The organism is Nakamurella alba (assembly GCF_009707545.1).
GTDB lineage: Bacteria > Actinomycetota > Actinomycetes > Mycobacteriales > Nakamurellaceae > Nakamurella > Nakamurella alba.
Genome location: NZ_WLYK01000002.1, coordinates 322,649 through 346,961, shown reverse-complemented (window position 1 = coordinate 346,961; position 24,313 = coordinate 322,649). Strand labels below are relative to the sequence as shown.

Sequence of the window (24,313 nt, the reverse complement as noted above, 5' to 3'; positions counted from 1 at the left end):
CCCGGGTCCTGGTGGACCTCGGGGCGTCGTCGTGGGCGTGGATCAGCCGCTGACGGGCACCGGAGTCCGGTACCCGAAGTAAAACTCTCGACTGGCCATGCAGCGATGAAACCACATGTTCGGGACGCCGCCAACCCCGGGGTGTCGGACCCGGGTCCTACGGTGGCACGGTGCTGACCACGGTCGCGGTGCAGAACTACCGCTCGCTGCAGGACCTGGTGCTGCCGCTGGCTCCGCTGACGGTGGTCACCGGGGCGAACGGTTCCGGGAAGACGGGCCTCTACCGGTCCCTGCAAATGATCGCGGCGATGGCCAGGGACGGTGCGGTCGGCGCGCTGGCGGCCGAGGGCGGTCTCGGCTCGGTGCTGTACGCCGGTCCGGACGGCGCCCGGGTGGCGGACCGGTCCGGCCGGATCCAGGGTCGGGTGGGCAAGGCGCCGGTCGCACTCCGTCTGGGCTTCACCGGCGAGGACCTCGGATACGCGGTCGACTTCGGACTGCCGGTCGGGGCGCCGCCGGGCGGCACGAAGTTCGTCCAGGACCCGGAGATCAAGAACGAGACCATCTGGGCTGCACCGGTGTTGCGGCCGTCCACCGTCCTGGTGGAGCGCGGCGGGCCGCTGCTGCGGGCACGCGACGAGGACGACCGCGGCCGGCTGCAGGTGCTGCACCGGAACCTGGCGCCCTACCGCAGCATCCTCACCCACGCCATCGACCCGGTCCGCGCCCCGGAACCGGTACTGCTCGCCGACCGCCTGCGGGAGTGGCGGTTCTACGACTCGGTGCGCACCGACCGGCACGCCCCGGCCCGGGTCCCCCGGCCCGGCACCCGGACACCGGTGCTCGCCTCCGACGGCAGCGACGTGGCCGCCGCCCTGCAGACCATCCTGGAGAACGGCGACGACCAGGAGCTCAGGGCGGCCGTCGACGCCGCCTTCCCCGGTAGCCGCGTGGAGATCGCAGTCAACGACGGGCTTTTCGAGGTGCAGCTGTGGCAGCGGGGGGTGCTGCGGCCGCTGCGCGCGGTGGAGCTGTCCGACGGGACGCTGCGCTACCTGCTGTGGGCGGCGGCGCTGCTCACCCTGCGGCCGCCCGAGCTGATGGTGCTCAACGAGCCGGAGACCAGCCTGCACCCGGACCTGCTGCCGGCGCTGGGCGCGCTGATCGCGCAGGCCGCCGGGCGGTGCCAGGTCCTGGTGATCACCCACGCCCGGGCGCTGGTCGCCGGGATCGCCGCCGCCGCCGAGGCTCTCGACGTGCGGACGGCGGCCGCCGAGCTGATCAAGACCGACGGTCGCACCGCGGTGGCGGACCAGGGGCTGCTGGACGGTCCGTCCTGGCGCTGGCCGTCGCGCTGACAGCTGTGCTGCTGCAGCAGGTGTGGCGTCGGCGGGGTGCGTTGCGGTCGGTCGGTCGGGATTCAGGCGTACCGGCGGGCCACCTCGAGCACGGTGGCCTCGAAGGCGTCGATCGCCACGGCGACGTCGTCCAGCATGACGGCCTCGCTGGCGTGGTGGGAGATCCCGTCCTCGCAGCGGATGAACAGCATGCCGATCCCGGTGATCGCGGCGATCGCCATCGCGTCGTGGCCGGCCCGGCTGAACATCTGCATCGGCTCGACCCCGCCGACCGATTTGATGCCGTGCTGCACGGCGGCCCGCAGGTCGTCCGCGCACCAGACCGCCGGCGCGCTGTGGTTCTCCTCCACCACGAAGCGCAGGCCCAGCCGCGCGCAACGGGCCAGGATCGCGTCGTGGATCTTCTCCCAGACCAGGTCGCGGTCGGCGTCGTACTCGGCGCGCAGGTCCAGGCTGAACTCCACCCGGCCCGGGATCACGTTCACCCCGCCGGGATAGGCCTGCAAACGGCCGACGGTGGCGATGCAACCCGCGGCGCGGGCCAGCTTCTCGATCTCCAGCACCGCGTGACTGGCGCCGATCGCGGCATCCCGGCGGCGGGCGTACGGGGTGCCGCCCGCGTGCCGGGCCTCGCCGAGGATCGCCAGGTTGAACCGGCGGGCACCGGCGATGGAGCTGACCACGCCGAGCGGCTGGCCGGCGTCCTCCAGGTACGGGCCCTGCTCGATGTGCGCCTCCAGGTAGGCGATCACGTCCTCGCTGCGGCGGCCGGCCCGGGCCACCTCGGCCGGGTCCAGTCCGAACTCGCGGAACGCGGTCGCCAGGTCGGTCCCGTTGTCGTCCACCAGGTTCCACCAGGCCGGGTCCCAGGTGCCCGCCGCGCCGCGGCTGCCCATGAGTGCGGTGCCGAACCGGGTGCCCTCCTCGTCGGAGAAGCCGAGCACGTCCACCGCGAACGGCAGCCGCACACCCCGGTCGTGCAGCCGCTGCACCACGGCGATCGCGATCATCACCCCGAGCGGGCCGTCGTAGCGGCCGGCGTCGGGGACGGTGTCCAGGTGCGAGCCGAGCAGCAGTGACGGCAGCCCGGGCTCGGTGCCCTCGTACCGACCGCACTGGTTCCCGACCTCGTCCTGCCACACCGTCATGCCGGCGGCCGACATCCACTGCGCCACCAGGGCATTGCCCCGGGCGTGCTCGGGGGTCAGGTAGAAGCGGTCGATCCGGCCGGGCAGGGCGGAGATGGTCGCGAGCTCGTCGCAGCGGTCCAGTGCCAGCCGGCCGTCGAGCATCCCGGCCTCGGTCGCGGTCGGGACGGGGGACAGCGGGGCGCTCATCCGGCGTAGACCTCCTTCGCGGCCGCCACCCCGCCGCCGGGGACGGGAGACAGGCCCCCGCCGCGCAGCACCTGCTCGAGTGCGGCCAGGGTGCCGAGCACCGCGTCGTGCCGGGCGTTGTAGCCCATGGTGCCGATCCGCCAGACCCGGCCGTGCAGCGGTCCGAAGGACGTACCGATCTCGATGCCGAAGTCGTGCAGCATCGCGCTGCGGGCGCCGTCGCCGTCGAGGCCGGCCGGGATCTCCACCGCCACCACGTTGTTCATCTTGTGCGCGACATCGCCGAACACCTCCAGTCCGAGACCCTGCACCCCGGCGAGTATCGCGGCGCCGTGCAGCCGGTGCCGCTCGATCGCCGTGCCCATGCCCTCGTTGACCAGCAGCCGGGCGCACTCGCGGGCGCCGTAGAGCATCGAGCTGGCCTCGGTGTGGTGGTTGAGGCGACGCGGGCCCCAGTAGTCCAGGATCATCCCCAGATCGAAGTAGTTGGACCGGATCCGCGGCCGGATCGTGGCCTCCTCGTCGAGATCGTCGGAGCTCTCCCGGATCCCGGCCTCGACGTGCTTACGGGAGCGGATCACCTCGACGGCGGCGTCGGACAGGCTCGTCGGGGCACTGCCGGACGGGCCGGCCAGACACTTCTGCAGCCCGGCGGTGGCGGCATCCAGTCCCCAGCCGTCCATCTCGAAGGCGTTGCCACCGAGGGAGGCAGTGACGTCGCTGTAGAACAGCACCCCGTGCCGGCGGCAGATCTCCCCGACGTCGGCCAGCGGCTGGCACATGGTGGTGGAGGTGTCGCCCTGCACCAGGGCCAGCACCTTCGGCCGGACCTCGACGATCGCCGCCTCCAGCTGCTCGGGCTCGAAGACGGTGCCCCACTCCGCCTCGATCACGTGCACCTCGGCCAGACACCGCTCGGCGATCTCCTTGAGCAGGTGGCCGAAGCGGCCGAACACCGGGACCAGCACGCGGTCACCCGGCTCCAGCAGCGACACCAACACCGCCTCGATCCCGGACCGGGACGTGCCGTCCACCAGCAGGGTGGCGTCGTTGGCGGTGCGGAAGACCTGCCGGTAGAGCTCCTGGGTCTCGGTCATGTAGGCCGTCATCGCCGGGTCGTACTGGCCCAGCAGCGGTGCGGACATCGCCCGCAACACGCGTGGGTCGGCGTTGATCGGGCCCGGCCCCATCAGCAGCCGGGGCGGCGGGTTGATCTGAGCGAATGACACGGGTGACTCCTCCCGGTGGCCGTGCGGCCGAACCTAGGCTGCGGACGTTTCTGTGCTGTTTCCCTGCCCTGCGGTGGGCTTCGGTGCGCGGTGCGGGCGGTGGCCGAGATGCCCGACCACGGCGACCACCGCGGTCACCACGGCGGCCAGGGCGATGCCGCTGCCGATGTGCAGCCGGAGCAGCAGCGCGCCGACGGCGGCACCGAGGATCAGCAGCACGATCGCGCCGAGCCGGCGCTCCCAGCCCTTGGGGGAGCCGCCGCCGAGCGGGGAGTCGGCGGCGATCGCGGTGATGGTCGAGGTGACGACGACGGTGGTGACGTCCTTGACCGCGATGTGCCGGGCGGTCGCGGCCTGCAGACCCATCGCCGTCGACAGCAGGGTGGTGACGGTGACGGCCACCGGGATCGTCGGGTGCGGGAAGACGAAGAGCAGACCGGCCAGCGCCGCGATGACCACGGCCACCACGGCCAGCAGGATCGTGGTCCGCGGGAACCAGCCCGCGTCCAGGCCCTTCAGCGCCCGGCCGCCGACCGCGGCCCCGACCAGGAAACCGACCAGGGCGAGCAGCGGGCCGGTGACGGGCAGTCCCTCGGCACCCACCAGGCCCATACCGAGGATGACCACGTTGCCGGTCATGTTGCCGGTGAAGACCCGGTCCAGGCCGAGATAGCCGACGGCGTCTCCGATGCCGGTGGAGAAGGTGAGGGCGAGCATCAACTGCACCTGGCGCGTCGAGGTGGCCATCGCCGGCATCCACACCTTCCGCTCGCTGCGCCGGGCGGCTTGCCCGGTCGGCGCCCAGTGTCTCATACTTGGTCCGACCAACCAACCAGGTATGGCGAGGTGCGCGCGATCGGAGGGGTGGCGGTGAGTGAGTCCGTGCCCGGCGCCGCCGTCCCGGTGATCCGGCGCCCGCGGTCGGTCAGCGGGGAGATCGGCGCCTACCTCGAGCAGCTCATCGCCACCGAGCTGACACCGGGCGACAAGTTGCCCACCGAAAGGGAACTCGCCGAACGGCTGGCGGTGTCCCGGACCTCGGTGCGCGAGGCGTTGCACGCCCTGGAACGGCGCCGGGTGGTGGACCGGCGGCCGGGTCGCGGCACCATCGTGCTGCCGCCCGATGCCCGCGCCCAGGACCTCGCCGAGCTGATGGACGACGTCGCCGACGGCCGCCGGGAACGGGCCGACGTCGCCGAGCTCCGACTGGTGATCGAACCGCGGATCGCGGGCCTGGCCGCAGCCCGGGCGACCGACACCGATCTCGCGCAGCTCGAGCGGATCCTCACCGACTCGCACGCCGGCCTCTCGCCGGACGAATCACTGGCCCTGGACCGGGACTTCCACGTGCAACTGGCGACCGCGAGCGGCAACCCGCTGCTGGTCACCTTGTGCGACCTGGTCAGCGGGTGGACCGCCGACGTCCGGCGGCGGTCGCACGCCACCCGGGCGGGGCGCCGGTCCAGCGTCGAGGGCCACCGTGCGATCCTGGCGGCCGTCGCGGTGCACGACGCCGGGGCCGCCGAGGCCGCGATGACCCGGCACCTGCAGGACGTCGCCCAGCTGGTCGAACCGGCTGCTGATCCCACCGCCCGAGGAGACCGATGATCCCCTGGAACGACGAGATCCTGCAGACCGGAACGGGTCCGGTCGACGGATCGGTGTACCTGTCCTGTGATCCGGAGCAGGTGCTGTGGGGGCGGCTGCCCTGCGCGGCCGACGCCCCCGTGCTGCGGATCGACCCCGGCACCTCGGTGACCGTCGACACGCTCAGCCACGAGGGCATTCTCGAGGACCAGGGGCGGGACCCGCGGGCCTGGTTCGGCGGGCACGGGGTCGACCCGGAGCAGGTGCTCGCCGAGGGGATCGCGCTGGCCGGTTCCGACCGGTCGCACGACCCCGCCGTCGACGGTCCGCACGTGGTGACCGGCCCGATCGCCGTCACCGGTGCGCGGCCCGGGGACCTGCTGCGGATGACGCTGGAGTCGACGCAGCTGCGGGTGCCGTACGGGGTGATCTCCAACCGGCACGGCAAGGGTGCACTGGTCGGCGAGTACCCGGCAGGCCCGGGCAATGTCAGCGTCTTCGCCGCCGCCCGGCGCACCGCCGACGGTGATCTGGGGGTGCTGCCGCTGGCCGCCGGCTCCGACCGTGAGGTGACGTTCCCGCTGCGGCCGTTCCTCGGGATCATGGGCGTGGCGGTCGCGGAAGAGCAGCGCCCGCACTCGGTCCCGCCCGGGCCGCACGGCGGCAACATCGACATCAACCTGCTGACCGCGGGCTCGTCCCTCTACCTGCCGGTGCAGGTGGCGGATGCCCTGGCCTACGTCGGTGACCCGCACTTCGCGCAGGGAGACGGCGAGGTGTCGCTCACCGCCATGGAGGCGTCCCTGCGCGCGACGGTCCGCTTCGACGTGATCCCCGCCGAGCAGGCGGTCGCCGAGTTCGGCGAGTTGATCGGCCCCCTCGCCGAGACGGCCGAGTACCTGGTGCCGACCGGGATGGACCCGGACCTGGACGTCGCCGTGCAGAACTGCGTCCGGGCGGCGATCGCCCTGCTGCAGGCCAGGTTCGGGATGGACGCCGTGCATGCCTACGCGTACCTGTCCGCCGCCACCGACTTCGACATCTCGCAGGTGGTCGACATCGTCAAGGGCGTGCACGCCCGGATCCGCGTCGAGGACTTCCGGAGGTGACCAGGATGACGCCGATCGACCCGGCCGACGCCGTTCCGGACGGGCTGCTGGAGGCCTTCCGCGCCTACGAGCGGGCTCTGATGACCGACGACATCGATGCCATGGACAGCCTCTTCGCCGCCGGCCCGGAGACCCTGCGCGGCGACCGCGGCGGGCTGCTGGTCGGCCACGAGGCCATCGCCGCGTTCCGGCGGGGTCGGGGCGGGGCGCCTGCCCGCACCCTGGGCGACCTGCACGTGCAGGTCGTCGACGCCGACACCGCGCTGATCATGGTCGTCACACTGGCCGCCTCCGGCGGACGTGGTCTGCAGACCCAGCTCTGGCGCCGCATCGACGGCACCTGGCAGGTGACAGCGGCCCAGGTCGGTCCGCCGCCGCAGACCTTCGATCCGACGGTCTGGCGGGTGGTCGGCGACCCGCTCGTGGCCGGTGCCGAGTCCGGGCCGCTGGCCGGCGAGGGGATCGCGGTCAAGGACGTCTTCGCCGTCGCCGGACATCAGGTCGGCGCGGGGGTGCCGGCCTACCTGGCCGGATCACCGCTGGCGGAGACGTCGGCGGCGGCAGTGGGGTTGCTGTTGGCAGCCGGTGCGTCGGTCCGTGGCATCGCCCGGACCGACCAGTTCGCCTACTCCATCGCCGGCACCAACGAGCACTACGGTGCGCCGGTCAACCCGGTGGTCACCGGGGCGGTGCCGGGCGGATCGACCAGCGGGTCGGCGACCGCCGTCTCGCTGGGCGCCGCGAAGATCGGCCTGGGCACCGATACCGCCGGATCGATTCGGGTCCCGGCGTCCTACCAGGGTCTGTGGGGTCTGCGGACCACGCACGGGTCGGTACCGACCGACGGGTTGCTGGCACTGGCGCCGGATTTCGACACGGTCGGCCTGCTGACCCGCGACTCCGAGCTGCTCCGACGGGCCGCTGCCGTCCTGGTGCCGTCCGCGACCGCGGGGTGCGGCGGACTGGTGATGGATCCGGCGGTGATCGCCCGGGCGTCGGCCGACGTGGCCGCCGCCGTGGCCGCCGCGGTCGACGGCCTCGGGACGCGGAACACCGTCGACCTCGGGGATCTCGAGAAGGCGTACGAGGCATTCCGGGTGCACCAGGCGTTCCAGGCGTGGCAGGTGCACGGGGAGTGGATCACTTCGCACCCCGGTGCGTTGAAGGGCGCTGCTGCCGGCCGGTTCGAGATCGCAGCTGCAGTGACCGTGGAGCAGGACGCCGCCGCGCGGCAGGTGTTGGCCGGCGCCAGATCCCGGTGGGACGAGGCGCTGGGCGATGGCGTGCTGGTGCTGCCGTCGGCCGCTTCGGCGCCGCCGCTGCTCACCGATCCGCCGGAGGCGGTGGACCGGGTGCGCGCCGCGACCCTGACCCTCACCTGCGTCGCCGGTATCACCGGACGACCGGCGGTGTCGGTGCCCGGACTGACGGTGGAGGGCGGTCCGGTCGGACTCTGCCTGGTCGGGCCACGTGGCAGCGATCTGGCGCTGCTCGACCGGGCCGCCGCACTGGCGGCGACCCGGCCGTGATCAGAGCGATTCGGCGATGCGCTTGATCGCAGCGAGTTGCTCGTCCCATGCCGCGCCGATGGCGGCCAGTCGGTGCGCTGCCGCACTGAGCGTGGCGCCCACCGCCCGGTAGCGGATCTCGCGTCCGACCGGGACCTGCTCGACGAGCCCGGCCTGCTCCAGCACAGCCAGGTGCCGGGCGATCGCCTGCCGGGTCACCGGCAGCACCTTGGCCAGGGCCGAGGCGGATCGGGCACTGTCGCCGACAGCCTGCAGCACTCCCCAGCGGGTGTCGTCCCCGAGCGCGGCGAACACCGGGACGAGATCGGTGGCGGCAGTCACGATCCGGAGGTACCCGGGGCGAGGAACTCGACCAGCTCGTCCAGCTCGAAGGTCCACCCCTCGACGTTGCCCTGCCGCGCCGCGATTCGGTCCGGGACATCGAGCTCGTCGAAACCGGTCTCGACGACGGTCAGGTCGGTGCCCCCGGCCACGGGCTCCAGGGTGAACCGCACGTCGGTGGCAGTCCCGGGTGCCGGCTCGGTGTCACGCTGCTGCGCCCAGCGGAATCCGAACACCAGCGGCTGCTCGAGTTCGGTCACGATCCCGATGAAGGTGCCGTAGCAGGAGTCGTCCTCCGGCGCGGGGTCCGGCAGGTCCCAGGTGACCGTCAACCGGCCGCCGATCCGCAGATCGATGGTGGCCGAATTGCCGAACCACCCGCCGATCAGATCGGCGCGGGTGAGCGCGGCCCAGACCTTCTCCGGCGGGGCGCCGATGTGCACAGTGCGTTCGATGCGGTCGGTCTCGCTGCTGATGGTGCCGGACGTCCCTGACATGGTGGCTCCTTCGATGTGGGCACGGCGATCGCCGGCCGTTGGATGTGCAACACGCGCGTTGCATCCACTGTGCCATCGAAGGAGTTGATCTGCAACCAGAGGATTGCAGATTGATGATTAGGCAGCCAGCAGCATCGCCAGGACAGCGGTGTCGGCGTCGTCCTTCGGGTCGATCCCGGCCCGGGTGACCATGCTCGTCACCGCACCGGTGTGGTCGGCCTGGGCCCACCCTGCTCGATGGTCCAGGCCGAGGTGCGGGATACCTGGTAGCAGCACGCATCCGGACGCCACGCCGTCCAGTTCCGGCAGGGCCGGGGTGGTCTCCGACGGCGGGTGCAGCACGAACAGTCCGGCGGGCTGGTGGTCGGCGAAATGGCCCGGTGGGAGAGCGGTGTCGCCGACGAAGGTGCCCTCGGAGAGGACCAGGCCGACGGTGCCCGGATGCGGGTTGTCCGGCAGCTCCTCCCGGACGGAGAAGACGGTGGTCATCGGCAGCAGACCCGGGACGCTCGCCACCCGGACGGCCAACACCAGGAACTTCAACCATTCCAGCGTGGTCTCGGGCCACCGGCCGGACACCACGAACCCGGACAGCAGTCCGTCGGCCTGGAACGCGGAGACTTCGACGGACTGGGGCGACGACGGTTGCGCTTCCACTGCGACCTCCTGTGCGGGGACCTCAGGGTGATCGTGCGACGAGCACCGGCTGGCACACAAGACCCGGTGAGTGCCAACGACTCTGGATGTCCGATCCGCTGATCTTCCGCATCAGGTCCCCCTGAGCTGCGCAGACACGCCGCAGTTGGCCGACTCTCGCTCGACCCGCAACGGTGTCGTCACACGCCCGCGTCCGGATCGAAACATCAAGTGGATCCGGGGCTCCGGCTCCCGATCGCGACATCACGCGACCAGGGATGGGATCACGCGGAAGCGTGAAGGTCGGCCGCCTCACGCTCGATGTCGGCCGGCCGACCGTCGTCGAGCGGCCCGGAGGTCCACGGCGAGGACGTCGGGGGAGTGGGCTCGGGAGACGAATACGTGTGTCCGGTCGGAGTGGTGATCGTGACCACGCCGGTGTCCTCGTCGCGACGGTGCCACCAGCCCGCCACCTCCTTGACCAGACCGCAGAACGCGCACTCCCCCTGCCCGTTCACCAGGGAAGTGGGACCACCGGCGGCGTGGCCGAGGATGTGATCGGCATGCCGGATCTGCGCGGTGCAGTACGGCGTCCGGCAGATCCGGTCCCGGAGCCGCAGGAACATCTTGGCGCTGTCCGGGAAGTAGCGCTGCTGCTGGTCCATGTCGTGGAGCCGGCCGGTCACCGGATCGGTGAACAGCCGTCGCAGATAGGTCCGGGTGGCCGGGCCGACGAGACCGGCGAGCGACCGGGCGTACTCGGCCGGGATGGTGCCGTAGCCCATCAGGTAGGCCGCCACGTCGTCCCCGTCGAAAAGGGCGCGGTCCGACATGACGACGTTGAGGACAATCGTGCCCGCGAGGTCGAGCGGGACGCCTTCGGCCGTGCACCCGCCGACGGCACCACCGCTGCAGAGCCGGACGAAGGCATCCGCGATCTGCTGGTCGAGGTTGCGGGGGTCGCCCTCGACGGCGTCCGCCCGAGCGATCTTCTTCAGGCAGTCCCACACGGCCATGGCGTGCGCGGCAGGGATCAGGGCGGTGAGCCGGCTCATCCCGTTGTCGGCCGGCTGTAGCGAGACCTTGCGCTCCGCAACGGCTTCTTCCTGGGCCTGCAGGAAGATCCCGGGTTCGAGTTCGCAGGCGATCGCCTTCGCCTCGTCCCGGCAGGTCTTGTCGTCGAGGCCGGGCAGGCGGGGTGCGAGACGTTCGTCCAGGACGGCACGCCTGGCCTGGGGCAGTTTCTCGGCCACCTTGGCGATCCGGCCCGCGCGGTACTCGGTGATGTCGCCGGCGTCGAGGGCCGCCAGCAGGTGTGGCATGTCCTCGCACAGGGTTCCGGCGAGCGCCACGGCTCGCCCACCGTGGTACGGGGACCGACGACGGGCAAGCGCGATCTGCCCGGTGACGTCGCGCTTGCGCTTCTTCTTCCCGCGTTCGGACGTGACCGGGTTCTCGGCTTCGACGACCTTCCGGAAGTCGTTCGTCAACCGGGCCTGCTCGGCCGCGCACACGCCGACCAACTGCTCGAGCACGGTGATGTTGCTGATCCGGCCGTGGTTGTCGGTGACCGAGCGTGCGGCCTCCCGGACCAGGTCCAGGATGGCCTCCAGGTCCGTCCCCTGGCCACGTTCGATCACGGTGGCGATGTCATCCGGCGGAGCGGCACGCAGGTCCGACTCGACGATGGGCGTGGTGTTGGTGGTGTCCCCCATGGCGCCCAGCGTGTGCGACCGGCCCCCCGTGCACGAGGAGAACTCCGCCCGGTGTGGATCGATCCGGGTCTGTGGACAACCTGGCACGGACGGATCGAGCGCATTCGGGCGGCCGGACCGGCACTGTCCACCGGTCGGCTCCGCGAACGGCCTCGCTGTCGGGCCGGCCGGGTAGCGTGAGCGCCGATATGACGAGCCTGTTCGACCTGCCCGATGCGACCCCGTCCCGCCCCGCCGCTGCGCGTGGCCGGACGTCCTCGGCGCTGCAGGCGCGGCTCGACGAGCGAGCCGCTCCGCTGCTCGAGGGCCTCAACCCGCAGCAGCAGGCGGCCGTCCAGCACCGCGGATCGCCGCTGCTGGTGGTGGCCGGCGCCGGGTCCGGCAAGACCAGGGTGCTGACCCGCCGGATCGCTTTCCTGCTGGCCGCAGGCGGTGCGCAGCCGGGGGAGATCCTGGCCATCACCTTCACCAACAAGGCCGCCGCCGAGATGAAGGAGCGGGTCGCCGACCTGGTCGGTAACCGCTCCCGCGCGATGTGGGTCTCCACGTTCCATTCCGCCTGCGTGCGGATCCTGCGCAACGAGGCGTCCACGCTCGGGGTGCGGTCCGGCTTCACGATCTACGACAGCGCGGACTCCCAGCGGCTCGTCCAGATGGTGGTGCAGGACCTCGAGCTGGACCCGAAGAAGAACAGCGCGCGGAGCCTGGCCGGCGCGATCTCGAACCTGAAGAACGAGCTGATCGACCCGGAGACGGCCACCGACCGGGCGAGCAACGACCTCGAGCGTCTGATCGCCTCGGTGTACACGAACTACCAGAGCCGGTTGCACGCCGCCTCCGCGTTCGACTTCGACGACCTGATCATGGAGACGGTGCACCTGCTGCAGGCTTTCCCCGCTGTCGCCGAGCACTACCGGCGCCGGTTCCGGCACGTCCTGGTCGACGAGTACCAGGACACCAATCACGCCCAGTACATGCTGGTCCGCCAGTTGGTCGGACCGAGCCTGGCCGAGCAGGCCGCCGCCGACGACGGCACCGGCAGCGGAGACGCGCTGCCGCCGGGCGAGCTCGTGGTCGTCGGTGACGCCGACCAGTCGATCTACGCGTTCCGTGGCGCCACCATCCGCAACATCGTCGAGTTCGAGCGTGACTACCCGGAGTCGTCGACGATCCTGCTCGAGCAGAACTACCGATCCACGCAGAACATCCTGTCCGCCGCGAACTCGGTGATCTCCAAGGACCGTGAGCGCCGGGCCAAGAACCTGTGGACCGCGGAGGGCAACGGGCCGAAGATCATCGGCTACGTCGGGGACAGCGAGTACGACGAGGCCAGGTTCGTCGGTCAGGAGATCGACCAGCTCTCCGACACCGGGGACGTCCGCTACGGCGACGTGGCGATCTTCTACCGGACCAATGCGGCCTCCCGGGCGATCGAGGACGTGTTCGTCCGCACCGGAATGCCGTACCGGATTGTCGGCGGCGTGCGCTTCTACGAGCGGCGCGAGGTCAAGGACGCCTTGGCCTACCTCAAGGCCGTGGCCAACCCGGACGACGAGGTCTCCCTGCGCCGCATCATCAACGTCCCCAAACGCGGCATCGGCGAACGCGCCGAGGCGACCGTCGCGCACCACGCAGAGCAGGAGCGCATCACCTTCGGTGCGGCCCTGGACAAGGTGGCCGAGATCCCTTTCCTGGCATCACGGTCCGCGAACGCCATCAAGGGCTTCAACGACATGATGACCGTCCTGCGGCAGCAGATGGACGACGGCGCCGACCCGGCGACACTGCTCACCGAGGTGCTCGAGCGGTCCGGCTACCGGGCCGAGCTGGAGGGCTCGGACGACCCGCAGGACGGGTCGCGGCTGGAGAACCTGGAGCAGCTGGTCACCGTGCTCCGGGAGAACGCCGAACTGCTGCTCGGCGGTGGCGGGGCCGCCGGGGCACTGGCCGATCTCGGCCCCGACGTCACCGACGACGACGCACCCGCGCCGCCCCCGCAGACCGGACCCGAACTGCTCGCCGCCGTGCTGGAGCAGTTGTCGCTGGTGGCCGACGCCGACCAGATCCCGGACTCCGAGGACGGTGTCGTCACCCTGATGACGCTGCACACCGCGAAGGGTCTCGAGTTCCCGGTCGTGTTCCTCACCGGCATGGAGGACGGGATGTTCCCGCACCAGCGGGCGCTGGGTGACGACAAGGAGCTGGCCGAGGAGCGGCGACTTGCCTACGTCGGCATCACCCGTGCCCGGCAGCGGCTGTACGTCACCCGCGCCGTGCAGCGGTCGGCCTGGGGTCAGCCGGCCGCCAACCCGGCCTCCCGATTCCTGTCCGACATCCCCGAGGAACTGATCGACTGGCGCCGGGTGGTCGAACACACCCCGTACGTCGACCGACCCGACTCCTTCGGTCCCGGTGGATACTTCGGCGGCAATCGCTACGAGTCCGACGACTCCGGGTCGCGCTACGGCGGTCGGTCGGCGCCGGTCACCGCCTCCCGGTTCGGCGCCGGATCGCCTGCCCGGTCGCGGTCGATCAACCGCCCGCCGTTGGAACTGTCCGCGGGCGATCGGGTCAACCACGACAAGTACGGGCTGGGCAAGGTCACCGAGGTGTCCGGCACCGGAGTGCGCGCCACCGCCACCATCGACTTCGGCACCGCCGGCACGATCCGCCTGATGCTCATCGGCGGCGTCCCCATGACCAAGTTGTAACTCTGCGAGCTGGCGCTCGCGGGTCGCTCGTCCTGTCAGGGATCCCGCGTACTGCGCGTCTCGCACTCTGCTCGTGCCTCGCTTCGTGCTGCGATGCTCGCCCGCACGATCCCGACGAGCGACCAGGACACGGCGAGCGTGCAGTGTGCCTCTCCCCCCGGTTGCTGGTCCGGGATCATGCCGGACGAGCATCGCAGCGAGGAATCGGTCGCTCGTCGGGATCGTGCGGTCGAGCATCGCAGCCGGAGTGAGGAACGAACGAAGGCGAGAAGCGCAGGACGCGGGATCCCCTACGAGACGAGTGACCCGCGAGCGCCAGCTCGCCATGTTCAGAGGCGAGAAGCGCAGGACGCGGGATCCCTGACAAGACGAGCGACCCGCGAGCGCCAGCTCGCAGTGTTGCTGTAACACAGTGTTGACACCCGCGTACTTGAAGTGAGGGTGAGCCGGGCGAACCATTCACGCCATGTCGTCGACCATCGCGCCGGAACCTGCTCTGCAGGGCGATCGCCACTACGGCGCGAAGGTGGTGGCCGTCGAACCCGGTGGGGCGGAGCAGATCCCGCTCGCCGAACGGCACGGCCGGCCGCTGCAGCTGCTGTGGACGTGGACCTCGCCGAACATGGAGTTCGCGACGATCTACGTCGGCGCGCTCGGCATCATCTTCGGGCTCAGTTTCTGGCAGACGTTCTCGGCCGTGGTGCTGGGCACCCTGCTCGGTGCGATCTCGCACGCCGTGCTCTCCAGTTGGGGTCCGGACACCGGCCTGTGTCAGATGGTGCTCTCCCGCCGGGCCTTCGGCCGGATCGGCAACATCCTGCCCGCCGGCATCAACACGCTGGTGGCCGGAGTCGGCTGGTTCGCGGTGAACAGCGTGAGCGGTGCGCTCGCCCTGTCGGCCCTGACCGGGCTCAACGGCTACGTCAGCCTGGTGATCGTGGTGGCACTGATGCTCGCGCTCGCGTTCTTCGGCCACAACCTGATCCAGGTCTTCGAGAGGTTCGCGGCACCGGTGCTCACGCTGATCTTCGTCGTCGGCGGGATCGTCATCTTCACCGAGGCCGACATCGGCGGTTCCGGGTCCGGCGCGTTCCCCGGCGCCTGGTGGGTGCTGCTGGGTGCGACCTTCGGGTACTCCGCCGGCTGGAACCCCTACGGCGCCGACTACACCCGCTACCTGCCGCCGGGCAGCGGACGCAAGGCCGGGATCTTCGCCGGCATCGGACTCTTCGTTTCCTGCGTGCTGCTGGAATCCTTCGGCGCCGCGGCGTTCACCGCTCTCGGCCCGGGCTTCGACGGCAATCCCACCGACGGCTACACGAGCGTGCTGCCGGGTTGGCTCGGTAACCTCACCCTGCTCGGTATCGCTCTCGGGGCGATCGCCGCGAACGCCTTGAACATGTACTCGAGCTCGATCTCGTTCGCCGCGATGGGAATCACGCTCCGCACGCCGTCGCTACGGGCGATCATCGCGGTGGTGATGAGCATCGCCGGGTTCGTGGTGGCCGCCATCGGGCTGAACCACATCGAGAACTACGAGGAGTTCCTGCTCGTCATCGCCTACTGGGTCGGACCGTGGCTGGGCGTGGTGTTCGCCGACCGCATCCTGCGCCGGTACCGGCCCGGCGAGACGGTCTACACCGACCGGAAGTACCGGAACTGGGCCGGTCCGATCGCGATGCTGGTCGGTGCCGTGGCCTCGATCTGGCTGTTCTCCGCCCAGGTCTTCTACACCGGGCCGATCGCGGCCGCGAACCCGTCGATCGGTGACCTGACCTTCGTCGTCGGCTTCGTCATCGCCTTCGCGCTCTACGCGGCGCTGGTGAAACCATTGGCCGACCCGATCACCTACGCCCCCTCGACCGACAGCACGACGAAGGCGGCCTGATGGGCAGCGTCCCGATCATCGACCTGGAACCCTGGTACTCCGGCGAACCGGAGGGAATGGCGGCGGTGGCCGCCCAGGTCGACGAGGCGCTGCAGCGCGTCGGTTTCTTCCTGGTCACCGGGCACGGGGTGACCCGGGGGTGTCGCGCCGGCGTGCGCATCGCGGCGCGCAGCTTCTTCGAGCTGCCCGACGAGGTCAAGGAGCAGTACGCGGTGACGGTCGGTGGCCGTGGGTGGCTGCCGCCCGGTGTCGAGGCGAACGGGTTCGCCGAGGGCACCGTCACCCCACCGGATCTCAAGGAGTCGTACTCGATCGGGGCCGACCGCACCACGGACCAGACCGGCGACCCGGAGACCGACGACTTCTGGTTCGCCGACAACGTCTGGCCGTCCGAGATCCCCTGGCTGGAACCGGTCGTCGGCCGCTACCTGGAGCAGATGCAGGAGCTGGCGCAGGAACTGCTGAAGATCGCGGCGGTGGCGCTGGGTGCCGAACCCGACCTCTTCACCCGGCAGACGGAGCGCGCCACGCACACCCTGAACATCAACCGCTATCCGTCGATGGACGAGGCGGGCGAGCCCGAACCGGGACAGTTCCGGATCGGGCCGCACACCGACTTCGGCACCTTCACCGTGCTCGACCGTCAGCCGGGCAAAGGCGGCCTGCAGGTGTGGAGCCCCGACGGTGAGTGGGAGGACGCGCCGTTCCACCCCGATGCGTTCACCATCAACACCGGGGACCTGCTCGCACGGTGGAGCGGTGACCGGTGGATCTCCAACCGGCACCGGGTCCTGCCGCCGCAGGCCGAGGCGCCGGACGAGGACCTGGTGTCACTGGTCTACTTCCACGAGGCCGATCACGACGCCGAGATCGTCGCTCTGCAACCACCTCTCGGCAGGGAGAACGACCACGAACCGGTCACCTCCTCGGTCTTCCTGAAGAAGCTGCTGGACGCGATCACCGTCGGCTGAAACCCCACGGCGGTCCCGCTGCTGGTGGAGGTGGTCGGCCGTAGGCTGACCCTGCACCGGCAGGCGACCGACGGAGGGCACATGCGCAGCACCGTCGACGTCCTGGCGGACATCGCACCGAGTCCGTCGGAGACGGTCGTCCCGATCGTGGTGGTCGTCGTGCTCGTCCTGGTGGTGCTCGGCGCCCTGTTGCTGGTGGCCCGGTCGGTCCGTCGACGCCGGCGCGCGCACGGCCGTCCGGAGGATCCGCGCGCCTGACAGCCGCCGGGCCCAGCGGCCCGCGCTCGCAGTCGGCCGGACAGGTGGCACCAGAAGGCTCTGCCGACCGGAGGGCAGTGTCCGGAATGTGCTGCGCGGGCGGAGTTCCGGTGCCATGCTCCTGCTGTCCCGGGTCGCGGTCGCCGTGACCGGATGCCGGCGAGAGGCGGACCGATGCGCGCAGTCCCGTTGCTGCCGAAGGATCCCGCGGTGCTGCCGAGGGACATCGCTCCGGAACCGCCCACCACCGACCCGACCTTCCCGACGGTGCCGATCCTCACCGACCCCGGCGGTGCGTCCGCGACCGTCCCGGCGACGAATCCGGGCGTCACCCCCGCGACGACGAGCTCGGGTACGCCGGTCGTCGTGGTGGTCGTGCTCATCGTTGTCGCCGTGGCGGCGATCGCTGTGGTCGTCGCCCTGATGATCCGGCGTCGTGCAGCGACAGGCGGTGCGCACCACGGCGGACCGGGACCGGCAGGCCCGTGGACGCCGGGACCGGGGCCGGTCGGCCACACCGCTGGGATGACGCAATCGGGAGGACCGTACAGTCCAGCCGGCCACCCGCAGACCGGTGCCGCGCCGGGAGCACCTCCGGGTGCCCGGCCCTCACCGGGCCACCAAGGACCGCCGCGGGGACATCAACCGCCACCTGGACAATGGCAGCCCGGCCACCCACCTCGGAACAACCCACCGCCGAACAGTCCACCGCCGAACAACCCACCGTGGGGGACGGGACCCGACGCGCCGTGACCGTGAGCCGGCGGGACGCCACGATCGACACCGTCACGAACCACGCCGGGCCAGTCGCCGCAGGAACGATCACCCGGGTGTCAGAACAGCCAGAGCACGAACCCGGCGGCCAACGAACAGAGGTTGGCCAACGCGGCGATCAGCGCGACGTCGGCGAAAACCGGTGGCCGGCGCCCGCTCCCGGCGCCATCGGTCCCGGAACGGGCCAGGCGACGGAGCACCCAGTTCAGCACCGACGCCTCGACCAGCCACACCGCGATCTCGGCACCGATCATCACCGCGAGCCAGCCGGTGCCCGACCCGACGAGGTCCACCAGCCAGCCGCCGGCCAACAGGATCCACAGCAGCGGGTGGGTCAGCAGATTGACGCCGATCGCCAGCAGCAGGCCGACCGGCCATCGACACCACCGGCGCAGCAGCAGGGTGTAGATCGGCACCTCGATCACACAGGTGAACACGAAGGCCACCGCCCACTCGCGGACATCGGTCATCGCAACATCCTGCGCACCGATCCGGCCGCACGGGCCGGAACACTGGGATTGCTGCTCGCCGCGGCACTCTCGCTCGGCCTCGCGCTACGGGCGCCGCTGGCGACCACGGCCATCGCACTCATGGTCTTCGGCGTCCTGCACAACGTGCTGGAGCTCCGGTACATCGGCGGGCGCTTCTCCTCACTGCTGGCCGGGCCGCTGCTCCGGCTGCTGCTGACCCTGGTCACCGGCATCGTGCTGGTCCGGCTGGTCGGGGCGTTGATCAGCACCGCCTGGACCATGAGGCTGGAGATCTTGCTGACCTACGGCGTGCTGTTCGCCGCGGTGTGGACCGGACTGCGGCACCACCGGCTCGCGCTCGCCGCGATGTCCGCCCTGCTGGCGCTGGGAACCATCACCTCGCTGCTGTGGCCGGTCTACCACGTCGTCGTGATCACCCACCTGCACAACCTGGTCCCGCTGGTCTTCCTCTGGGACTTCGCGCAGCGGTTCGCCCCCCGTGTCCGGATCACCTTCCTTGCAGTGCAGCTGACCTGGGTCCTGGTGGTACCCGCGGTGATCCTGTCCGGACTGCTGGACCGGTGGATCACCGGTGCCGACGCCGCAGCAGGCCTGTTCACCGGTCAGGCGGGGGCGGTGATCGCCGGCACGACCCCGCCGGGACTGTGGGGGACCACCGCGGGTGGTCGGTTCCTAGCGGTGTTCGCTTTCCTGCAGCTGATGCACTTCGTGGTGTGGGTGTTCTTCCTCCCGCGCTACGCGCCCGCAACGACCGCCGCCTTCGAGGCGAAAGTGCCCTGGCTGCGCGGATGGCGGACCTGGGCGCTCGGCCTCGGCGTCGGCGCCCTGCTGCTGGTGCTGTTCGTCGTCGACTACGGCCAGGGCCGGACGGTGTACTCGGCACTGGCGAGCTACCACGCGTTCCTCGAGCTGCCGGTGCTGCTGGCGATCGTGCTCGGCTTCGGTGCCGTGCGAGCACAGGCCCCCGGAGCGGGTCCGGCGCAGCGGTCCACGGTCAGCGGTCAGGCGCCCAGCCACCAGGTCGGCACCAGGGTCCCGTAGGCGTCGGCGAACTCCTCGGGATCCCGCCCGCCGTCCCCGTCCAACCAGCTGGTGACCGCACCGGCGGCGCCGTCACCGATGAACCGCGCGATCGTCTCCGCCGGCGGCGCACCGGGCGGCGGTCGGACGGCACCCCCCGCCAGGATCAGCCGCACCGACTCGCGGAAGTGGCCGGCCAGCACGGCGAGCAGGGGACCGGGGCGGGACGCATCGCCCAGACCGCGACGGTAGATCTCCGCGTGGTCGTCGACGTGCGCGAGCACGTCGATCATCACCGCCCGGGAGGCCGCGCCCGCCAGCTCAGGTGTCAGGCCGACGAGATGGCGCTCGCGTACCCGGTCGAGTTCGTCCAGCAGCACCTGCTCGAGCAGCGCCTGCGGCGACGTGGTGTGCTCGTAGACCGTCGACCGGTTCACCCCCGCCGTCCCCGCGAGCTCGGCCATCGTGATTCCGCTCACCGGTCCCCGGGTCCCGAGCGCGAGGATCGCCTCCCGCAACCGCTCCCGGGTGCGTTGTTGGCGCGCATCGACCATGCGGAGAAGCGTACGATCCACGACGTTAGCCGACAGATGTCGGTTATCTGGCAGGACTGCGTGAACCATGCAAGCTGCCGGCGAACAGCGGGTCCGGACGCCGACAAGGGCGCCGGGCCCACCGGCGACACCACCCGATCACCTCCCGTGGCGCCGCCACCGGAGGAAGGAAAAGTCATGTCCCGCTTCAAAGGTCGCGTCGCGCTCGTCACCGGGGGTGCCAGCGGTATCGGCCTGGCCACCGCCACCCGGATGGCCGCCGAGGGTGCCGCGGTCGTCATCGCCGACGTCCAGGACGCCAAGGCGCACGTGGTGGCCGCCGAGCTGACCGCCAACGGCGCCTCGGCGCTCGCCGTGCACCTGGACGTCACCAGCGAGGAGGGGTGGTCGGCGGCGGTCGCCACCACCGTCGAGACCTTCGGGAAGCTCGACATCCTCGTGAACAACGCCGGTATCGGCGACAACGGCACGATCGAGGAGACCTCGCTCGAGACCTGGCAGAAGGTCGTGGCGGTCACCCAGACCAGCGTCTTCCTGGGGACGAAGGCCGCCGCGGCCGCGCTCAAGGCCAGTGGTCACGGCGCCGTGGTCAACACCAGCTCGATGTTCGGCATCTCCGGCGGCTTCGGCACCAGCCCGGCCTACCACGCGGCCAAGGGCGCGGTCCGCATCCTGACCAAGAACGTCGCCCTGGAGTGGGCGGCCGCGGGTGTCCGGGTCAACTCGGTGCACCCGGGATTCATCGACACCCCGATCCTCGGCGAGACCGACCGCGACGGCCTGCGCGCCGCCACCCCGATGGGCCGGCTGGGCAAGCCCGAGGAGGTCGCGGCCGTCATCACCTTCCTGGCCAGCGATGACGCCTCGTTCATCACCGGCGCCGAGTACGTGGTCGACGGCGGGTTCCTCGCCGTCTGACCCGCACACCCGATCCACGGCTCCCACCAGCTCCGGTCCGGGCCCGGTCCACGCGACCGGGCCCGGGCCGGTCCACCGCACGGCAAGCCGCGCTAGTCGACCGGGTCGCGGTCCCGACCGGGAGCGCTGTACCGCAGCCACATCAGTCCCAGCACCGGCAGCAGCACGGGGAAGTAGCCGTACCCGCTGCCGAACCTGGACCACACGGTGTCGTGCGGGAAGGCCGCCGGGTCCAGCAGGCTGGCCACGCCGATCACCAGTACCCCGACGAGCTCGGTGCCGCAGGCGATCCAGGCGAGCGGCCGGGACCAGGACCTGGCTGTGAGCAGCCCGATCGCCGCGCAGATGTAGACGATCCCGGAGAACAGCGACAGCGAGTACGCCAGCGGCGCATCGTCGAACTGCACCGAGATCTGCACGATGCCACGGGCTGTCGCCGCAAGCGCGAACACCGAGTAGAGCGCGATCAGGATGCGGCGCGGTCCGGTCGGCGGCGCGTCGTCCGGACCCTCGGTCCGATCAACCGTGCCGTCACCGGACACTGCCGGGTCGATGCCGACCGCAGGCTCCCCGGGGTCCCGGGTACCGGCCGGGTCCGGGACGTTCGGCGCATTCACGATGTCCATAGTTGCAGCAGCCGGAGGTTCATCACGGCCACCACGACCGCCGTGAACGACAGCGACAACGACCCCCAGCGGGTGCGCTCGATCCGGGCCAGCTGGAAGCCCAACGGCAACGGCAGCAGCACGCCGACCGTGTAGGCGATGAAGGTCACCGGCTCGGTGAGGGTTGCACCGCCCATCCGGATCAGGGCGATCACCGCCTGCACCAGCAGCCCGGCCTCGACCACGATGGCGCCGACCATCTGCGCCTCGGAGGTCGGCCGGCGGCGGTAGGTCTGCCAGCCGGTCCAGACGCCGAGGACCAGCCCGGCCGCCAGCAGCCCGTAGCCCAGTGCCGGGATCATCGGGTGCTCACCGACCGCCTCCGCTGTCCTCGCGCCCGCTCGTGGCGATCTCCTGGTACTGCCCCGGCGGCCACCGATGCAGGCGGCCGACGGCTCTCCGACCTGCGGCGACACGCTTCCGGTGAGTGCGGGTCGGATCGCCCGGCGCGGCGCGCGCAACCTGGGCAACACTCCCCGGGTTGCTACCGTCGTCGGGTGCATTCTGCCGTAACCGGGGGCCGTCCCGTGTCCGACCGACCCGTCGCCGACGGGCCCCGGGCCCGTCGCGTGGGGCTGCGGCCGACCCGCCGGCGGTGCCCGTGAGCATCACCACCGTCTCGTCGCGGCCGGTGGCCCGGACCACGGCCCTCACCGTTGCCGGTGGGCTGCTGGTCGGTGCCGTGCTGGTCGCGCTGTCCCCGGCTGCGGGCGTGGTGCGGCCCGGCGACGGCGGGGCGGTCGGGGTGTCCGCCGGGGCCGTCTGGTGGACGCTGTTGCCCGCCGTGGTCGCGGTGCTGGTCGCGCTGCGCTCACCGATCGCCGGGGTGTTCGCCGTCGCCGGTGCTGGGCTGCCGGCGATCGCGCGCGCGATCGCCGACCTGGACGCGCTGGGCGACCCGGAGAACGCGATCCGGCCCGAGCTGTTCCACGAGACGTCGGCCTTCAGCCTGCCCTTCGGCCTCGGCCCGGGTGCACTGCTGCTGGTCGCCGGCGACCTGATGATGATCGCGGCAGGTGTGCTCGCCGCCGCGCTGCTGGCGCGGCGGCTCTTCCTCGCCGAGAGCGAGATCTTCGGCGCCACGGCACGTCTGCCCGGTCCGTACGATGCCGCCGCGGATCCGGCCGGTGCCGATCCCGCGTCGTCGGGACGGAACACCCCGCTGATCCTGCTCGCCGCACTCGGGCTGGTCGGGGTGCTGATCGGCTCCGCGGTGATCCCGTACTCCGGTGGCTTCCTCGACCTCCGCCGGCTGCCCGCCTCCCTCGGGCTGTGGGGTCTGGTCGCGGCGCTGGTGCTGGTCGCGGTCGGGCTGGCGGCGGTGCTCATCGCCGCGGCGCTGCCGCGCGGGCTCACCCTGCCGTTGCTCGGCGGCGTCGCCGCCGCGTCCGCGGTCGGGCCGTTGACGGCGCTGACCGCCGCCGGGTCGGCCGACCTGTCGATCGGGGCCGGGCCGTGGATCGGCCTGGTCGGGGCCCTGCTGATCGTCGGCGCCGGCGCGCTGGCCGCCCGCGGGACGGTGGCGGTCACCGACGCCCCGGCTGCCGACGACCCCGGTCGGCCGTCGTGGTTCACCCGGCTGCTGCCCGGTGTCCTGCTCCTGCTCGCGGCCCTCGCCGCCTGGTTCGCCTCGAGCACCTCCGGGTTGTACCTGGACGGTGCACCGGATCCGGTCGGCGTCACGTTGGACCCGGTCTTCACCGCCTCCGCGCCGATCCCGCCGCCGTTCCGGCTCGCCGCGCTGCTGTTCGCGGTGGCCGGGGTGGCCGCGCTGCTCCCGCGGGTCGGCCCGGTCGGTCGGGCCGCGGCGTCGGTGCTGTGGGCGGTGCCGGCCTTCGGGGTGGCCGCCGGCCTGGTGGTCTACAGCGAACTGGAGACCAGCGCGTCGGCGTTCGTGCCGACCCCGGCGATCACCGAGGCCTACGGGATCGAGGCGCACTCCTGGTCCCTCGGTCCCGGCATGTGGTGGGGGCTGGCTGCGGTGGTGCTCGGCCTCGCCGCCGCGGTCACCGCGACAGTGGTGCTGCGCAGCGACGCGGACACCGCCGAGCAGTGGCCCGCCGACGAGCCGGCGGGCGCCCTCCGCCGCCGTGCGCTGGTCCCCGGCCTGGTGCTGATGGCGCTGGTGGTGCTGTCCGGTCTGCTGCCGGCCTACCGGTCCGGACTGCGGGACTCACCGACCCTGCTGTCCGGCTACGGCGTCGACTCGGTCGGTGTCTGGATCCTCACCCTGGCCGCGGTCGGTGCGGTGTTCGCGATGACCCGCAGCGCCCGGCCCGAGGCGGTGCTCGGCTGCGGGCTGGGTGCCGCCGCCGTGTTGACCGTGCGGTTGGTCGTCCCTGCGCCGGCCGCCGCCGAGGCCTTCGCGACCGCGGCCGGCACCTTCGCGGTGATCGTGGTCGCCGTCCTGGTGGTGGTGGCGGCCGCCGTGCTCGCTGTGCTCGCCGGCCGGATCCCGGCCGTCGCCCCGACGCGGATCCCGGGGGAGCGGCCCGGGCCGGCGAGCGGCAAGGCATCCGGCAGGTCGGCCGGAAAGCCGAAAGGCAAGGCCCCGGGAAGCACGGGCACATCGGGACGCGGTCGGGGTCGTCCCGCCGCGCGGAAGTCACCCGGCCGACCCGCCGGGCGCTGACCCGACGCCCTGCACGGCATCCGGATCGCCCTCCGGAGGCTCCGGAGCGGCGGTGCGTGGGCAAGCTCACCTGTGAACGGCGGTTCCCGAAGTGCCCCGGATCGACCGCGGCC

The 24,313-nt window shown here is 71.6% G+C and carries 22 protein-coding genes; 11 read left to right on the top strand and 11 right to left on the bottom strand.

What is annotated here, in order from left to right; genetic code table 11:
* Window positions 1-170 precede the first annotated feature (170 nt).
* Window positions 171-1,358: an AAA family ATPase gene (locus GIS00_RS10145; RefSeq protein WP_322097799.1), complete on the top strand. Its 1,188-nt coding sequence runs from the start codon at window positions 171-173 to the stop codon at window positions 1,356-1,358.
* Window positions 1,359-1,420: 62 nt separating this feature from the next.
* On the opposite strand, the gene GIS00_RS10140 is transcribed toward GIS00_RS10145, so the two are convergent.
* The 3 genes from GIS00_RS10140 to GIS00_RS10130 all read right to left on the bottom strand — a co-directional run bounded on the left by GIS00_RS10140 (window position 1,421) and on the right by GIS00_RS10130 (window position 4,671).
* Window positions 1,421-2,695 (bottom strand): allantoate amidohydrolase, encoded by a 1,275-nt coding sequence (locus GIS00_RS10140; RefSeq protein WP_154768296.1) that lies wholly within the window; start codon window positions 2,693-2,695, stop codon window positions 1,421-1,423.
* The gene (locus GIS00_RS10135) at window positions 2,692-3,885 is read right to left on the bottom strand and encodes a pyridoxal-phosphate-dependent aminotransferase family protein (protein ID WP_154768370.1); all 1,194 of its coding nucleotides are present in this window, start codon (window positions 3,883-3,885) and stop codon (window positions 2,692-2,694) included. Before GIS00_RS10135 ends, GIS00_RS10140 begins: the two co-directional genes overlap by 4 nt.
* A 72-nt stretch (window positions 3,886-3,957) precedes the next feature.
* Entirely contained in the window at window positions 3,958-4,671 is a 714-nt protein-coding gene (locus tag GIS00_RS10130) for a YoaK family protein (RefSeq protein WP_230313357.1), read from the bottom strand.
* A 123-nt stretch (window positions 4,672-4,794) separates the two neighbouring features.
* Between GIS00_RS10130 and GIS00_RS10125 the strand changes: the two genes are divergently transcribed.
* The 3 genes from GIS00_RS10125 to GIS00_RS10115 are packed head-to-tail and all read left to right on the top strand — an operon-like array spanning window position 4,795 to window position 8,149.
* The gene (locus GIS00_RS10125) at window positions 4,795-5,532 is read left to right on the top strand and encodes a FadR/GntR family transcriptional regulator (protein ID WP_322097797.1); all 738 of its coding nucleotides are present in this window, start codon (window positions 4,795-4,797) and stop codon (window positions 5,530-5,532) included.
* On the top strand, window positions 5,529-6,620 hold the full coding sequence (locus GIS00_RS10120) for an acetamidase/formamidase family protein (RefSeq protein ID WP_154768293.1): 1,092 nt from the start codon (window positions 5,529-5,531) through the stop codon (window positions 6,618-6,620). The genes GIS00_RS10125 and GIS00_RS10120 overlap by 4 nt, the downstream gene beginning before the upstream one ends.
* 5 nt (window positions 6,621-6,625) lie before the next feature.
* Complete coding sequence (locus GIS00_RS10115) at window positions 6,626-8,149, top strand: AtzH-like domain-containing protein (RefSeq protein WP_154768292.1); 1,524 nt, start codon at window positions 6,626-6,628, stop codon at window positions 8,147-8,149.
* On the opposite strand, the gene GIS00_RS10110 is transcribed toward GIS00_RS10115, so the two are convergent.
* The 4 genes from GIS00_RS10110 to GIS00_RS10095 all read right to left on the bottom strand — a co-directional run bounded on the left by GIS00_RS10110 (window position 8,150) and on the right by GIS00_RS10095 (window position 11,318).
* On the bottom strand, window positions 8,150-8,470 hold the full coding sequence (locus tag GIS00_RS10110; protein ID WP_322097796.1) for an ArsR/SmtB family transcription factor: 321 nt from the start codon (window positions 8,468-8,470) through the stop codon (window positions 8,150-8,152).
* Window positions 8,467-8,967, bottom strand: coding sequence for an SRPBCC domain-containing protein (locus tag GIS00_RS10105; protein WP_154768291.1), 501 nt, complete (start codon window positions 8,965-8,967; stop codon window positions 8,467-8,469). Before GIS00_RS10105 ends, GIS00_RS10110 begins: the two co-directional genes overlap by 4 nt.
* Before the next feature lie 117 nt (window positions 8,968-9,084).
* A complete protein-coding gene (locus GIS00_RS10100) occupies window positions 9,085-9,624 on the bottom strand; it encodes a peptidase (RefSeq protein ID WP_322097795.1) in 540 nt (179 codons plus the stop codon).
* A 263-nt stretch (window positions 9,625-9,887) separates the two neighbouring features.
* Complete coding sequence (locus GIS00_RS10095) at window positions 9,888-11,318, bottom strand: DUF222 domain-containing protein (protein ID WP_154768290.1); 1,431 nt, start codon at window positions 11,316-11,318, stop codon at window positions 9,888-9,890.
* Between the two features lie 188 nt (window positions 11,319-11,506).
* On the opposite strand from GIS00_RS10095, the gene GIS00_RS10090 reads away from it, so the two are divergent.
* The 4 genes from GIS00_RS10090 (at window position 11,507) to GIS00_RS10075 (ending at window position 17,146) form a co-directional block, all read left to right on the top strand.
* Window positions 11,507-14,029, top strand: a complete 2,523-nt coding sequence (locus GIS00_RS10090; RefSeq protein ID WP_154768289.1) for a UvrD-helicase domain-containing protein — start codon at window positions 11,507-11,509, stop codon at window positions 14,027-14,029.
* Between the two features lie 466 nt (window positions 14,030-14,495).
* The gene (locus GIS00_RS10085; RefSeq protein WP_154768288.1) at window positions 14,496-15,917 is read left to right on the top strand and encodes a purine-cytosine permease family protein; all 1,422 of its coding nucleotides are present in this window, start codon (window positions 14,496-14,498) and stop codon (window positions 15,915-15,917) included.
* Complete coding sequence (locus GIS00_RS10080) at window positions 15,917-16,888, top strand: isopenicillin N synthase family dioxygenase (protein ID WP_154768287.1); 972 nt, start codon at window positions 15,917-15,919, stop codon at window positions 16,886-16,888. Before GIS00_RS10085 ends, GIS00_RS10080 begins: the two co-directional genes overlap by 1 nt.
* Before the next feature lie 81 nt (window positions 16,889-16,969).
* Entirely contained in the window at window positions 16,970-17,146 is a 177-nt protein-coding gene (locus GIS00_RS10075) for a hypothetical protein (protein ID WP_154768286.1), read from the top strand.
* A gap of 833 nt (window positions 17,147-17,979) precedes the next feature.
* Here the strand turns inward: GIS00_RS10075 and GIS00_RS10070 are convergent.
* Window positions 17,980-18,390, bottom strand: coding sequence for a hypothetical protein (locus tag GIS00_RS10070; protein WP_154768285.1), 411 nt, complete (start codon window positions 18,388-18,390; stop codon window positions 17,980-17,982).
* A gap of 48 nt (window positions 18,391-18,438) precedes the next feature.
* Between GIS00_RS10070 and GIS00_RS10065 the strand changes: the two genes are divergently transcribed.
* Window positions 18,439-19,452 carry a hypothetical protein gene (locus GIS00_RS10065; protein ID WP_154768284.1) on the top strand — a complete coding sequence of 338 codons (1,014 nt, stop codon included), beginning with the start codon at window positions 18,439-18,441 and terminating at the stop codon, window positions 19,450-19,452.
* Here GIS00_RS10065 and GIS00_RS10060 read toward each other — a convergent pair.
* Entirely contained in the window at window positions 19,413-19,985 is a 573-nt protein-coding gene (locus tag GIS00_RS10060) for a TetR/AcrR family transcriptional regulator (RefSeq protein ID WP_154768283.1), read from the bottom strand. The genes GIS00_RS10065 and GIS00_RS10060 overlap by 40 nt on opposite strands.
* A gap of 177 nt (window positions 19,986-20,162) precedes the next feature.
* Between GIS00_RS10060 and GIS00_RS10055 the strand changes: the two genes are divergently transcribed.
* Window positions 20,163-20,903, top strand: coding sequence for an SDR family NAD(P)-dependent oxidoreductase (locus GIS00_RS10055; RefSeq protein ID WP_154768282.1), 741 nt, complete (start codon window positions 20,163-20,165; stop codon window positions 20,901-20,903).
* A gap of 92 nt (window positions 20,904-20,995) precedes the next feature.
* On the opposite strand, the gene GIS00_RS10050 is transcribed toward GIS00_RS10055, so the two are convergent.
* Both GIS00_RS10050 and GIS00_RS10045 read right to left on the bottom strand, forming a co-directional pair.
* Window positions 20,996-21,445, bottom strand: a complete 450-nt coding sequence (locus GIS00_RS10050; RefSeq protein ID WP_407666828.1) for a hypothetical protein — start codon at window positions 21,443-21,445, stop codon at window positions 20,996-20,998.
* Window positions 21,446-21,516: 71 nt separating this feature from the next.
* On the bottom strand, window positions 21,517-21,870 hold the full coding sequence (locus tag GIS00_RS10045) for a hypothetical protein (protein WP_154768281.1): 354 nt from the start codon (window positions 21,868-21,870) through the stop codon (window positions 21,517-21,519).
* Window positions 21,871-22,169: 299 nt separating this feature from the next.
* Between GIS00_RS10045 and GIS00_RS10040 the strand changes: the two genes are divergently transcribed.
* Window positions 22,170-24,200 carry a hypothetical protein gene (locus tag GIS00_RS10040; protein ID WP_154768280.1) on the top strand — a complete coding sequence of 677 codons (2,031 nt, stop codon included), beginning with the start codon at window positions 22,170-22,172 and terminating at the stop codon, window positions 24,198-24,200.
* Window positions 24,201-24,313: the final 113 nt, after the last annotated feature.